The following is a 12,466-nucleotide window of genomic DNA, read 5'->3' on the forward strand; positions in this document are numbered from 1 at the left end:
ACCACGATCTTGGAGACAGCATGCGCACCAGCGTGTACATGGAAGAACTCGACGCCTTTACCTATCGCGAACGCATCACCCAGGACAACGCCGTGGTGCTGATACCCGTTGGATCCATCGAACAGCACGGCCCGCACATGCCGCTCAATGTCGATGTGCTCCTCTCCAAGGCCTTGGCCGGAGCAACAGCGGAGGCAATCGACGCACTAGTCGCCGCACCGGTGGTCTACGGCTACAAGTCCCAGCAGCGTTCGGGGGGCGGCAACCATCTCCCTGGCACCACCAGCCTGGATGCCTCCACCATGATCGCCATCGCCAAGACCCTGACGCTGGAATTTGCCCGACACGGCGCACGGAACATCGCCTTCATCAACGGCCACTTCGAGAATTACCAGTTCCTGTACGAAGGCGTCGATCTGGCGCTCCGCGAGCTGCACCAGGGTGGCATCGACGACGCCAAAGTGGTCCTGCTCTCCTACTGGGACTTTGTTGACGACGCCACCATCGCCGAGTTGTATCCGAACGGCTTCACCGGCTGGGACCTGGAACACGGCGGCGTGCTGGAGACATCGCTGATGCTGCACTTGTACCCGGAGCGGGTCCGGATGGACAAGGTGGTCGACGCACCGCCCGCCGTCCTGCCGAACTACGACGTCCTGCCGGTCAGGCCCGAACTGACTCCGGCCTCCGGCTGCCTCTCCTCCGCCGCCGAAGCGACGGCAGCCAAGGGCATCATCCTGTTGCAACGTGCCTCCGCCGGTATGGCCGCCGCCCTGTCCCACGAGTTTCCCGTGACGGCACCGCAGCCGGCCCGCCAGGAAGACCCTGAAGCCGTCGGCGTACGCTGAAGCCATGCTGGAACGACGCGGCGATTATGCCTTTGACTACAACCTCCACGGCGGCACGGCACCGGTGACGATGCAGTGGCTGTTCCACGAACAGTCCCGCCTGCCGGTGGCCGTGCAGACGTGGGAGCTGCCGCCGGGCGGAACCGAAGGCATGCATTCCCATCCGGACAGCGGCCGAGCGCTCGAGGAACTCTATGTGGTGATCGAGGGGACTGCGCGGATGACGGTGGACAGCCAGGTTCACGATCTGGCCGCGGGTGATGCGGTGCTGGCGCCGGCAGGCTCGGAGCACGATCTGGCCAATACCGGCTCCGGCCCGCTGCGCGTGCTGGTCGTCTGGGGAGAGCCCGGCACTGCGGACTACACGGCGTTCGGTTCGCACCGTTCGGCGAAGGCGGCGCGCGCCGGCGACGCCACCACCAGCTAGGCGACGCTCCCTGCCATGCCCCTACAACGTCGATCCTGACGGAATTTGAGACTATGGTCCCATGGCTGAACCTGAAGAGCTCGACGACGAGGCATCACCGGATAACCTGAACCGTGGGGTGCAGTCCGTGGACCGCGCCATCACCGTGCTGGAAATCCTGGCCCGGCGCGGGGAATCCGGGGTCAGCGACATCGCCGAGGAAATGGGCGTGCACAAGTCCACCGCCTCACGGCTGCTGGCATCGCTGGACCACCGGGGCATGGTCCAGCAGAACACGGAGCGCGGGAAGTACCAGCTGGGGTTCGGAATTCTGCGGCTGGCCAATTCCATTCCAGGGAACCTGAGCCTGGTCCGCGAGGCCCGGCCGGTGCTGGAGCAACTGGCTGAACAGTACAAGGAAACCGTGAACCTGGCGGTGCTACGTTCCAACTTTGCCGTCAACGTGGACCAGGCCCGGGGCACCTCCACCCTGGCGATGTCCGACTGGATCGGCAGCCTGACACCCTTGCACGCCACCTCCAGCGGCAAGGTGCTGCTGGCCGGGCTCAGCTCGGAGGACCGTTTAAAGATCGTTAAGCAGACGCGGTTGCCGGCGCTGACGGCCAAGACGATCACGTCCCGGCAGAAGCTGGAAAAAGAACTGCTGCTGGTATCCGCCAACGGTTACGCGGTTGTCCAGGAAGAATTCGAGATCGGCCTCAACTCCATTGCCGTCCCCGTCTGGGACCACTTGGGATCCGTGATCGGTTCCGTCAGCATTTCCGGTCCCGCATTCCGGTTCATGCCCCAGGAGATGCCCGGCCTGATCGAGGACGTCAAGCAGGCCGGGCAGGACATCAGCGCCCGGATGGGTTACTCCCGGGACAGCTGAACCGTGCCGGTGGGCCGCTGGCTGCCCAATGACGACAACGGCGGCCGGCGGCCAGTAAGGGCGGCGGCCGTCAATTGACGACGGAGGCCGGCTCGGTCAGGCGGGCAGTGACCCACTCGTGGAACGCGCTGATGTGGTGTTCGCTGGGAACCAGCACCCCGCCCTTGGCGTAAATCTTGGAGCTCATCGCCGGCTGGCAGCGTTCGCAGGCGTCGAAGTCCTGCTGATTGACCCGGTGAAACAGTTCCACCGATGCGGTGAGGTCCCTGCCCGCTTCCACCACGCTGGGCATGTACAGCCAGTCGCATTCCACCACGGTCCGGTCTGCGGCAAGCGGAAACATGCGGTGAATGATCACGTGGTCGGGCACCAGATTGACGAACACCGTCGGTTTGATGGTGATGGCGTAGTAGCGCCGGTCTTGGTCCTCGCCGATGCCCGGAATGCGTTCAAGCCCTTCGGAGCCATCCACGGTGAAGCCCTGGATGTCCTCGCCGAATGCGGCGCCGTGTCCCACGAAGTACTGCGCGGCCAGCCCGTCGGCGAACTCGGGCAAGACTTCCGTCAGCTCCGGATGGATGGTGGCGCAGTGGTAGCACTCCATGAAGTTTTCGATGATGAGCTTCCAGTTGGCCTTCACGTCGTAGCTGATCCTCCGGCCCAGGCTCAGGTTCGCGATGTCGTAGCCGGCGATCGCTCCGGCGTCGCCCAATCGCTCTTCGATCGCGCCGACCACATCGTCATCGAAGGAGGGCGGTTCATCTGCCAGGCACAGCCACACGTAGCCCATGTACTCGCGGACCGGCACGTCCACCAGCCCATACTTCTGCCTGTCAATGTCCGGCATCTTGGTCAGGTTGGGCGCCGCGATGAGCTTGCCGTCGAAGTCGTAGGTCCAGGCGTGGTAGGGACACTGGAACGAACGCCCCGCTTCCCCGCTCTCTTCCATGCAGAGCTTGACCCCCCGGTGCCGGCAGATGTTGTAGTACGCACGGACCGCGCCCTTGCGGTTGCGGGTCACGATGACCGATTCGCGTCCGATCTGCACGGTCCGGTAGGCGCCGGCCTTGTCCAGATCGGCGGACCTGACCGCACAAAACCACATCTGTTCGAAGATGCGCTCCTGCTCGGCCCGAAAGACGTCGTCGTCAACATAGGTATGGCCGGGCAGAGTGGCGATCAGGCTCTCCGAGACGATCTCAGCGGTCATGCGGTACTCCTTGTGTACAGATCGGTCAGCGTTGCTGGTTGAGGTAGAGCGCGTCAGGAGGCCGCGGCGAACGCGCCCGCCGGGGCTTCCGCATACCGTTCGGCTTCCCGGTTCAGAAACTTGCGCCACCTGGTGAACTGGCGGACTTGGTTGACCCCCAGTACGGCGACCGGTTCATCACCGGCGTAGTAGACGGCCAGAAAGCTGCGGTCTTCGAGGCACCCGTGCTCAACCTGGACACGGTCGTGCCCGTGCACGTGGCCGGCAAACTGGATCCGCGAACCGTACTGGTCGGACCAGAAATACGGCGGGTGAACCGCCCGCGGTACCGTTCCGCCCTGCAGCAAAGCGGCAACGGCCAAGGCCGGCCGCTCCAGCGCGCCGGTCCAATGCTCAACCCGGTGGTGCGCCTGCAGCCGGTGATTCCACCAGGCTGCGCAATCGCCGACGGCCACAATCGACGGGATGTTGGTGCGGCCCGCTGCGTCGCAGAGCACGCCGTTGCCCAACTGGATCCCGGAACCGATCAGCCAGTCGGTGTTCGGTTGTCCGCCGACGCCCACCAGCACAATGTCCGCGGGCAGCTCCCGGCCGTCGTCCAGCACTACATGGCTGACACTGCCGCCCAGTATCCGGAATGACTTAATGGAGGTGCCGCACAGCATGTCCACTCCGCCGGCGGCGTGCAGACCGGCCACGGCCGCCCCCATTTCGGCGCCCAGCGCTCCGGAGAGCGGGGCAGCGGAACGCTCGATGACCGTGACGTCGAGGCCTGCGGCACGTGCCGTCGACGCGGTTTCGGCGCCAATGAACCCGGCGCCGACCACCACCATTTTCCGCCCGGGCTGCAATTGCCCGCGCAGTGCACGGGCGTCGTCCAGCGTACGGAGGGTGAACACGTTGCTGCAGCCGTCGACCTCGGGCAGTACCCGGGCGGAGGCACCCGTGGCCAAAACCATTCCGTCCGCGGCGAGACTCCGTCCGTCGCTGAGGGCTACGGTCTTCGACTCAGTGTCGAGGCGTACGGCCTTCACACCGAGGAGCCACTCCGCCGCCAGATCGTCGTCGACCTCCGACAGCGCCAGATCCGCTTCAGTGATCCGGCCGGCCAGGAAGTCCTTGGACAGCGGCGGACGGTCGTAGGGCGGATGGAGCTCGGCGCCCACAATGACCAGACGACCTGAAAATCCTTGCGCACGCGCCGCCCGGGCAGCAGAGAGACCGGACAGGGATGCCCCGATGACGACGAGGGTCTGCATTGGGAATACCTTTCAAAGCGGCGGGTAGATCATCCAAGAAGCGCCATACGCAACATGAAGCGCTATGTGAAACACAATGGAGATTCGCGGCCCCGCTGTCAAGAGATTTCCGCTTCCTCTTTTTGGGCGGGAAAAATTGCCGCCGGGTCCTTGACAACGGAAGGTGACGGGGCACACTGTTGCCTATTGTGGACAACGTTGTTCACCACGGAACTGACCGCAGCACGCGGCCGCCAGAAAGAAGGCGCTCCATGCACGAAGCCTGCCCGTTGAGCCAGTTGGCACCCGGCGATGCCATCAGGCTGGACACCTCGCCTCCCATCGCGGTCTTCCACACCGAAGAAGGCGAGCTCTTTGCCATCGACGACACCTGCACCCACCAGGACGCCTCGCTGGCCGACGGCTGGGTCGAGGGCTGCGAAGTCGAATGCCCGCTGCACGCGTCAAAGTTCAATCTGCGCACGGGCGGGGTGGACGCGCCACCGGCCAAACTCCCGGTCCGGGTCCACGAGGTGATCGTCCAGGACGGCACCATCATGGTCCGGGAATCGGAAGAGGAACCGAACCTCCCGCCCGGTGTGAAGGTCGACGGTTACGTGTAGGTCGACGGACGTGTAGCAATGGCGTCCACCAGCCAGCAACGAGCCTGCCCGCCGCGGCCGGCAGATTCCACCCGCCGCACGTTGTCCCGCCGTACCCGCTTGTCCCGCCCAACCCCTTGTCCCGTCCAGCTATCTGAAGGAGCATTGCCGCATGAGCACCACCCCGCGCGTCGTCATTATTGGAGCCGGGATTGTCGGCGCCAACCTGGCGGACGAACTGGCCACCCGCGGCTGGAGAAACGTCACCGTCCTGGAGCAGGGCCCGCTGCATCTGGCCGGCGGCTCCAGCTCGCACGCCCCGGGGCTGGTGTTCCAAACGAACCCGTCCAAGACCATGACCGAGTTCGCCGGCTACACGGTGGGCAAAATGCTCTCGTTGACAGCGGACGGCATCTCCTGCTTCAACCAAGTGGGCGGTCTGGAGGTGGCTACCACGCCCGCCCGGTTCGAAGACCTCAAGCGCAAGGCCGGCTTCGCCGCGTCATGGGGCGTGGAGGCCCGGCTGATCGATCCGGATGAGTGCGAGAAACACCATCCGCTGCTGCCGGCCGGCAATGTCCTCGGCGGCCTGCACATCCCCTCCGACGGCCTCGCGCTGGCCGCCCGTGCCGTCCGGCTGCTGATTGCCCGCGCCTCCGCCGCGGGGATCGAGTTCCGCGGCTCCACCACCGTGACAGGCATCGAGCACGACGGCGGACGGGTCACCGCGGTGGCGACCGACACCGGGAGGGTGCCGGCCGACGTCGTTGTTTGTTGCGCAGGATTTTGGGGGGCGAAGGTGGGCGCGATGGCCGGCATGACCGTGCCGCTGCTCCCGCTGGCACATCAATACGTCACGACCTCGGCCCTGCCGGAACTTGCCGGCCGGAACGAGCTGCCCAATGGTGCCCGGCTGCCCATCCTGCGGCACCAGGACGCGGACCTGTACTTCCGCGAGCACGGCGACCGGCTCGGGATCGGTTCCTACGCGCACCGACCCATGCCGGTGGAGCTGGACGGGCTGCCCGCCGTCCCCGCCGCCGACATATCCGAAGATCGGATGCCGTCGAGGCTGGACTTCACGCCGGAGGACTTCGCTCCGTCCTGGCGGGAAAGCCAGCGCCTGCTGCCCGCGCTCCACGGCGCCAGCATCACCGACGGCTTCAACGGCATTTTTTCCTTCACCCCCGACGGCGGTCCGCTGATCGGCGAGTCGCCGGAAGTCGCCGGGTTCTACCTGGCGGAAGCCGTGTGGGTGACCCACTCCGCCGGCGTGGCCAAGGCGGTGGCGGAGCTGTTGGTGGACGGCAGGTCGCAGACGGACCTGCACGACGGCGACGTCCGCCGGTTCGAAGACGTGCAACTGGCCCCGGATTACATCAGCGAGACGTCCCAGCAGAATTTCGTGGAGATCTACGACGTGCTGCATCCGCTGCAGCCGCGTGAGTCGCCGCGGAACCTGCGCACCAGTCCGTTCTTCGGCCGCCAGCAGGAACTCGGTGCGGTGTTCCTGGAGTCCGGCGGCTGGGAGCGCCCGCACTGGTACGAAGCCAACGCACCTCTGCTGGCCGACCTGCCGCAGGACTGGCGGGAACCCGAACGGGAGGCGTGGGCGGCCCGCTATCACTCCCCCATCGCCGCCGCCGAAGCGTGGAAGACGCGCACCGCCGTCGCCATGTATGACATGACCCCGCTCAAGCGGGTTGAGGTCTCCGGCCCGGGCGCACTGCCCTTGCTGCAGCGGCTGAGCACCGGACAGCTGGACAAGCGGCCCGGCGCGGTGACCTACTGCCTGCTGCTGGATGCCGTCGGCGGTGTCCGGAGCGACATCACCGTGGCTCGGCTGGCGCCGGAACGGTTCCAGGCCGGCATCAACAACAACGCCGATTACGAGTACCTGCGCGGCGAAGCGGCCGCGCAGTCGGCGGCCGATCCGGCGCAGTGGGCACAGGTCACGGATATCACGCCGGGAACCTGCTGCATTGGACTGTGGGGGCCGCTGGCGCGCGAGGTCATGGCCAAGGTCAGCAGCGACGATTTCAGCAACGCTTCGCTGAAGTACTTCCGGACGGCACAGGTCCGCATCGCCGGGTTGACGGTCACGGCCATGCGGCTTTCCTATGTGGGCGAACTGGGCTGGGAACTGTACACCTCTGCAGACCAGGGCTTACGGCTCTGGGACGCACTGTTCGAGGCCGGACAGGAGCAGGGTCTCATCGCCGCCGGCCGCGCGGCCTTCAACAGCCTGCGGCTGGAGAAGGGGTACCGGCTCTGGGGCACGGACATGACCACCGAGCACACCCCGGAGGAAGCCGGCGTCGGCTTTGCGGTCAAGGCGGACAAGGGCGACTTTGTTGGCGCCTCCGCGCTGGCGGCTGCCGGGTCGCCGACCCGTCGGCTGCGTTGCCTGACCATCGACGACGGTCGGTCCGTGGTGATGGGCAAGGAACCGGTCTACGTAGACAACGTCCTGTCCGGATACGTCACCAGCGCCGCGTTCGGCTACACGGTGGGGCGGCCCGTGGCCTATGCCTGGCTCCCCGCGGACACGTCCGAAGGCCAGACTGTGGAAATCGAGTACTTCGGCCGCCGGGTTCCCGCCACGGTGGCCGCCGAACCGCTGGTCGATCCCGGCATGGAACGGTTGCGCAGCTGACCGTGGACGGCGTGGTCAGGGCCGCAGCAGCACCTTGATGGCGCGGCGTTCGTCCATCGCACTGTAGGCTTTCGCGGCGGCCTCCAGCGGCATCACGGCGTCGAAGACCTTGCCGGGGTTGATCGTGCCGGCCAGCACGTCCTCCAGCAGTTCGGGCAGATACTCGCGGGTGGGGGCGGCGCCGCCGGCCACGGCAATGTTCTTCCGGAACAGGGTCCAGACCGGCAGCTCGGCGCCGCCGACCGGTACGCCCACGAACCCGACCGCACCACCCGGCCGGGTGCAGCGGAGCGCCTGATCCATCGACTCCGCCGTGCCCACGCATTCGAGCACGGAATCGGCGAGGACGCCGCCGAGCAGCGCCTTGACCTGGTCCGCTGCGGCCTTGCCGCGTTCCGCGACGATGTCGGTAGCGCCGAACTCACGCGCCAGCGCCGCCCGGTCTGCATGCCGGGACATGGCGATGATCCGCTCCGCGCCCAGCCGCTTAGCTGCCAGCACGGCGCAGAGCCCCACGGCGCCGTCGCCCACCACCACGACGGTGCGCCCCGGGCCGGCCTTGGCGCTGAGGGCGGCATGGTGGCCGGTGCCCATCACGTCGGAGAGCGTGAGCAGGCTCTTGGCCAGTGCGTCATCCGGCTGGCTTACGCCGGGAACGGCCACGAGCGTGCCGTCGGCGAGGGGCACCCGGACTGCCTCGCTTTGGCCGCCGTCGACCGGCAGGCCGTGCTCATCGCTGCCTCCCCAGCTGGCCCGGTGCCCGCAGGACGTCTGCACGCCGTCCCGGCAGGCCGGGCACTGGCCGCAACTGATCGCCCACGGCGCGATCACCAGGTCGCCGACGGACAAGGTCCTGACCTGATCGCCGATGGCCTCCACGATGCCGATGAATTCATGCCCGATCGGATGCGGATCCCCTGGCTCACGCGCGCCGCGGTACGGCCAGAGATCAGAGCCGCAGACGCAGGAGGCCGTCACCCGGACCACTGCGTCGGTCGGGGTGAGGATTTTCGGATCGGGGCGGTCTTCGACCCGGATGTCACCCGGTCCGTGGATGATGGCAGCGCGCATGTGGCCTCCTGTGCAGTGGTATTCGATCCAGCCTAAACGGGTTTCGGCGGCCGCCAGAAAACAGTGAAGCCCGCCACCGTGTGCAGGTGGCGGGCTTCAGCAACTGATGGCGGTGCGCCTAGAGGTTGGAGGCTTCCTCGTGCTCCGGGTACACCTCGCGCAGCAGGTGCGCGGTCTCGGACGGGGTCTTACCGACCTTGACGCCCGCGGCCTCGAGAGCTTCCTTCTTGGCCTGCGCGGTGCCGCTGGAGCCGGACACGATGGCGCCGGCGTGGCCCATGGTCTTGCCCTCCGGTGCGGTGAAGCCGGCCACGTAGCCGACAACCGGCTTGGTGACGTGGTTCTTGATGTACTCGGCGGCACGTTCCTCGGCGTCGCCGCCGATTTCGCCGATCATCACGATTGCCTTGGTCTCCGGATCAGCCTCGAACGCAGCCAGGGCGTCGATGTGGGTGGTGCCGATGACCGGGTCGCCGCCGATGCCGATGGCGGTGGAGAAGCCAAGGTCGCGCAGTTCGTACATCATCTGGTAGGTCAGCGTGCCGGACTTGGAGACCAGGCCCACGCCGCCCTTGCCGGTGATGTTCGCCGGGGTGATACCCACCAGGGACTCGCCCGGGGTGATGATGCCGGGGCAGTTCGGGCCGATGATGCGGGTGATCTGATTCCCGCTGGCATCCTTCTTCGACTGTGCCAGGGCCCAGAACTCTGCGGAGTCCTGCACCGGCACACCCTCGGTGATCACTACGACCAGGCCGATTTCAGACTCGATGGCCTCGACCACGGCGTCCTTGGTGAAAGCCGGCGGCACGAAGACGATGGAGACGTCGGCGCCGGTCTCGGCCATGGCTTCCTTGACCGTGCCGAACACCGGCAGGGTCTTCTCACCGTGGGTGACGGTGGTGCCGGCCTTGCGGGCGTTCACGCCGCCCACAATGTTGGTGCCGGCGTGCAGCATGCGCGCGGTGTGCTTGGAGCCTTCGCCGCCGGTGATGCCCTGGACGATGACCTTCGAGTCCTTGTTGATGAAGATAGACATATTCTTAGTTCCTCGGTCCTTAGGCGTTGGCCAGTTCGGCGGCCTTGTCGGCGCCCTGGTCCATGGTCAGGGCCAGGGTGACCAGCGGGTGGTTGGCGTTGAGCAGGATCTGCCGGCCTTCATCGACGTTGTTGCCGTCGAGGCGGACGACCAGCGGCTTGCTGGCCTTATCGCCCAGGATTTCCAGCGCCTTGACAATGCCGTTTGCCACGGCGTCGCAGGCGGTGATGCCGCCGAAGACGTTCACGAACACGCTCTTGACTTGGCTGTCATTGAGGATGACGTCCAGGCCTGCAGCCATGACCTCGGCCGAGGCGCCGCCGCCGATGTCCAGGAAGTTGGCGGGCTTGACGTTGCCGTGGTTCTCGCCGGCGTAGGCGACGACGTCCAGGGTGGACATGACCAGGCCCGCGCCGTTGCCAATGATGCCAACCTGGCCGTCGAGCTTGACGTAGTTCAGGTCCAGCTCCTTGGCCTTGGCCTCAAGCGGATCCGCGGCGTCCTTGTCCTCAAGTTCCTCGTGGCCGGGCTGGCGGAAGGAGGCGTTCTCGTCCAGCGAGACCTTGCCGTCCAGGGCAACAATGTCACCGGCGCCGGTCTTGACCAGCGGGTTGACCTCAACCAGGGTGGTGTCTTCCTTCTTGAACACGTCCCAGAGCTTGATGATGACCTCGGCGACCTTCGGGCGCAGTTCCTCGGCGAAGCCGGCTTCGGCGACGATCTCGTCGGCCTTGGCCTGGTCGATGCCGACGGCGGGGTCAACGGCAACCTTGGCGAGGGCGTCAGGCCGCTCAACAGCCAGCTGCTCGATCTCCATGCCGCCCTCTACCGAGCACATGGCCAGGTAGTTGCGGTTGGCCCGGTCCAGCAGCACGGAGAAGTAGTACTCCTCGGCGATGTCGGCGCCCTGGGCGATCATGACCTTGTTGACGGTGTGGCCCTTGATGTCCATACCGAGGATGTTGGAGGCGTGTTCGAACGCCTCGTCCGGGGTCTTGGCGACCTTGACGCCGCCGGCCTTACCGCGGCCTCCGACCTTCACCTGAGCCTTGACGACAACTACGCCGCCAATTTTCTCAGCAGCTGCCTTGGCTTCTTCTGGGGTGTACGCAACGATTCCAGCCAGCACGGGTACTCCGTGTGCCTCGAAGAGATCGCGCGCCTGGTATTCAAACAGGTCCACGGGTTGTGTCCTTCTACGTCGAAGTCGTTTCTGACTCGGAGCGGCATCCACGGTTGGCCGTGACGGTGGCCACGGACGGTGGACGGATGCCTGCAATGCTCCATGGGGAACTCTAGTCCCTTTGGCGCCGGGGGCCGGTCCCAGACTACCGCTTTAGTGGCCAAGGGCACACTTCTACAACTTGTAGAATGGTCACGGCTTGAGGTAACGGCGCCGTGAGGCTAATGCTTGCTGCCAACTTCCGCCTGATCGGCGACGGCGGCGTCCTCGCCCTGGGCAGGGTCCTCGCCCTGAGGGGTGCCCCCACCCTGCGCGGCAGCGGCCGAGGGCGCACTGCCCCGGATGACGGTCTGGTTCAGCAGCGGGATCCGCAGCCCTTCTTCGGCCAAGGCGGCCTTCAGGCGGGCCCGCATTTTGCGCGCGATCGCCCACTGCTCCAACGGCTTGGTGCGGATCGCCAACCGGATCACCACGGATTCACCGGTCAGCGCCTCCACGCCCCAGACCTCCGGGTCGTCCAGGATCAGCCTGCGGTTGTCCTCGTCCATGCGCAGTTCCATCGCGGTCTTGAGGATCAGCTCGGAGACCTTCTCCACATCGGAGTCGTAAGGGACCGGGATGTCCAGCACTGCCCGCGCCCAGCCCTGCGAGGAGTTGCCCACCCGCAGGATCTCGCCGTTGCGGACATGCCACAGCGTGCCGTCCACGGCACGCACCTGGGTGACCCGCAGACCGACCGATTCCACGGTGCCGGAGGCTTCGCCCAGATCGACCACGTCGCCGATGCCGTACTGGTCTTCGGCCACCATGAACAGTCCTGACAGGTAGTCCTTGACCAGCGTCTGGGCGCCGAAGCCAATGGCAACACCGGCAATACCGGCGCTGGCCAGCAGGGGGCCGAGGTTGAAATTCAGCTCGGTGAGCACCATCAGGATGGTGAGGGTGGCCAGCACGATCGTGGTGATCGAACGCAGCACCGATCCGATCGTCTTGGAACGCTGGGCCCGGCGGACCGCGGCGATCGGCGAATCCTGCATCAGCCAGTAGCGCGGGTCCTTGCTGTTCTTGCGGGCCGCGACGGGATCGAATTTGTCCAGCTTGGCGGTCTCGCCGTCGGCGATCTTTCCGGTGACGCGCTTGATCACCATCCGCAGCACCATATTTGCCAGGAATCCGCCCAGCAGAATCAGCGACACGCGCAGCGGGGTGTCGAGCCAAAAGGCGGGGGTCGCCAGCCGTTCCAGGGTACTAATGTCCACGCGATCCATGGATAAGAACGGTAAGCGCCGGGTCAGGCCGCTGCCAAATGCAGCTGCCGAAA

General features: G+C 66.1%; 11 protein-coding genes. 5 read left to right on the top strand and 6 right to left on the bottom strand.

The window, feature by feature from the left end; genetic code table 11:
• Nucleotides 1–20: 20 nt before the first annotated feature.
• The 3 genes from MNQ99_RS15615 (at nt 21) to MNQ99_RS15625 (ending at nt 2,146) form a co-directional block, all read left to right on the top strand.
• Entirely contained in the window at nt 21–848 is an 828-nt protein-coding gene (locus MNQ99_RS15615; RefSeq protein ID WP_241913586.1) for a creatininase, read from the top strand.
• 4 nt (nt 849–852) lie between these two features.
• Nucleotides 853–1,275 (top strand): cupin domain-containing protein, encoded by a 423-nt coding sequence (locus MNQ99_RS15620; protein WP_241913587.1) that lies wholly within the window; start codon nt 853–855, stop codon nt 1,273–1,275.
• 61 nt (nt 1,276–1,336) lie between these two features.
• Nucleotides 1,337–2,146, top strand: a complete 810-nt coding sequence (locus MNQ99_RS15625) for an IclR family transcriptional regulator (RefSeq protein ID WP_241913588.1) — start codon at nt 1,337–1,339, stop codon at nt 2,144–2,146.
• A 70-nt stretch (nt 2,147–2,216) separates the two neighbouring features.
• On the opposite strand, the gene MNQ99_RS15630 is transcribed toward MNQ99_RS15625, so the two are convergent.
• Nucleotides 2,217–3,356 carry an aromatic ring-hydroxylating oxygenase subunit alpha gene (locus MNQ99_RS15630; protein ID WP_241913589.1) on the bottom strand — a complete coding sequence of 380 codons (1,140 nt, stop codon included), beginning with the start codon at nt 3,354–3,356 and terminating at the stop codon, nt 2,217–2,219.
• Between the two features lie 53 nt (nt 3,357–3,409).
• Complete coding sequence (locus tag MNQ99_RS15635) at nt 3,410–4,615, bottom strand: NAD(P)/FAD-dependent oxidoreductase (protein WP_241913590.1); 1,206 nt, start codon at nt 4,613–4,615, stop codon at nt 3,410–3,412.
• Between the two features lie 251 nt (nt 4,616–4,866).
• On the opposite strand from MNQ99_RS15635, the gene MNQ99_RS15640 reads away from it, so the two are divergent.
• Both MNQ99_RS15640 and MNQ99_RS15645 read left to right on the top strand, forming a co-directional pair.
• On the top strand, nt 4,867–5,217 hold the full coding sequence (locus tag MNQ99_RS15640) for a bifunctional 3-phenylpropionate/cinnamic acid dioxygenase ferredoxin subunit (protein ID WP_127515262.1): 351 nt from the start codon (nt 4,867–4,869) through the stop codon (nt 5,215–5,217).
• A 151-nt stretch (nt 5,218–5,368) separates the two neighbouring features.
• Entirely contained in the window at nt 5,369–7,852 is a 2,484-nt protein-coding gene (locus MNQ99_RS15645) for a GcvT family protein (protein ID WP_241913591.1), read from the top strand.
• Nucleotides 7,853–7,867: 15 nt separating this feature from the next.
• Here MNQ99_RS15645 and MNQ99_RS15650 read toward each other — a convergent pair whose 3' ends face one another.
• From MNQ99_RS15650 to MNQ99_RS15665, 4 genes are all read right to left on the bottom strand, one after another.
• A complete protein-coding gene (locus MNQ99_RS15650) occupies nt 7,868–8,923 on the bottom strand; it encodes a zinc-dependent alcohol dehydrogenase family protein (protein WP_241913592.1) in 1,056 nt (351 codons plus the stop codon).
• Nucleotides 8,924–9,041: 118 nt separating this feature from the next.
• A complete protein-coding gene (gene sucD / locus MNQ99_RS15655; RefSeq protein WP_241913593.1) occupies nt 9,042–9,962 on the bottom strand; it encodes a succinate--CoA ligase subunit alpha in 921 nt (306 codons plus the stop codon).
• 19 nt (nt 9,963–9,981) lie between these two features.
• Complete coding sequence (gene sucC / locus MNQ99_RS15660; protein WP_127515253.1) at nt 9,982–11,145, bottom strand: ADP-forming succinate--CoA ligase subunit beta; 1,164 nt, start codon at nt 11,143–11,145, stop codon at nt 9,982–9,984.
• Between the two features lie 221 nt (nt 11,146–11,366).
• Nucleotides 11,367–12,413: a mechanosensitive ion channel family protein gene (locus MNQ99_RS15665; RefSeq protein ID WP_241913594.1), complete on the bottom strand. Its 1,047-nt coding sequence runs from the start codon at nt 12,411–12,413 to the stop codon at nt 11,367–11,369.
• Nucleotides 12,414–12,466 lie beyond the last annotated feature (53 nt).

It is taken from the genome of Arthrobacter sulfonylureivorans, from assembly GCF_022637435.1.
Taxonomy (GTDB): Bacteria; Actinomycetota; Actinomycetes; order Actinomycetales; family Micrococcaceae; genus Crystallibacter; species Crystallibacter sulfonylureivorans.

Coding starts and splice junctions, on each gene's coding strand:
- MNQ99_RS15635 (WP_241913590.1), bottom strand. CDS start 4,615: ATGCAGACCCTCGTCGTCATCGGGGCATCCCTGTCCGGTCTCTCTGCT.
- MNQ99_RS15630 (WP_241913589.1), bottom strand. CDS start 3,356: ATGACCGCTGAGATCGTCTCGGAGAGCCTGATCGCCACTCTGCCCGGC.
- MNQ99_RS15650 (WP_241913592.1), bottom strand. CDS start 8,923: ATGCGCGCTGCCATCATCCACGGACCGGGTGACATCCGGGTCGAAGAC.
- MNQ99_RS15620 (WP_241913587.1), top strand. CDS start 853: ATGCTGGAACGACGCGGCGATTATGCCTTTGACTACAACCTCCACGGC.
- MNQ99_RS15625 (WP_241913588.1), top strand. CDS start 1,337: ATGGCTGAACCTGAAGAGCTCGACGACGAGGCATCACCGGATAACCTG.
- MNQ99_RS15645 (WP_241913591.1), top strand. CDS start 5,369: ATGAGCACCACCCCGCGCGTCGTCATTATTGGAGCCGGGATTGTCGGC.
- MNQ99_RS15640 (WP_127515262.1), top strand. CDS start 4,867: ATGCACGAAGCCTGCCCGTTGAGCCAGTTGGCACCCGGCGATGCCATC.
- sucD (WP_241913593.1), bottom strand. CDS start 9,962: ATGTCTATCTTCATCAACAAGGACTCGAAGGTCATCGTCCAGGGCATC.
- MNQ99_RS15665 (WP_241913594.1), bottom strand. CDS start 12,413: ATGGATCGCGTGGACATTAGTACCCTGGAACGGCTGGCGACCCCCGCC.
- MNQ99_RS15615 (WP_241913586.1), top strand. CDS start 21: ATGCGCACCAGCGTGTACATGGAAGAACTCGACGCCTTTACCTATCGC.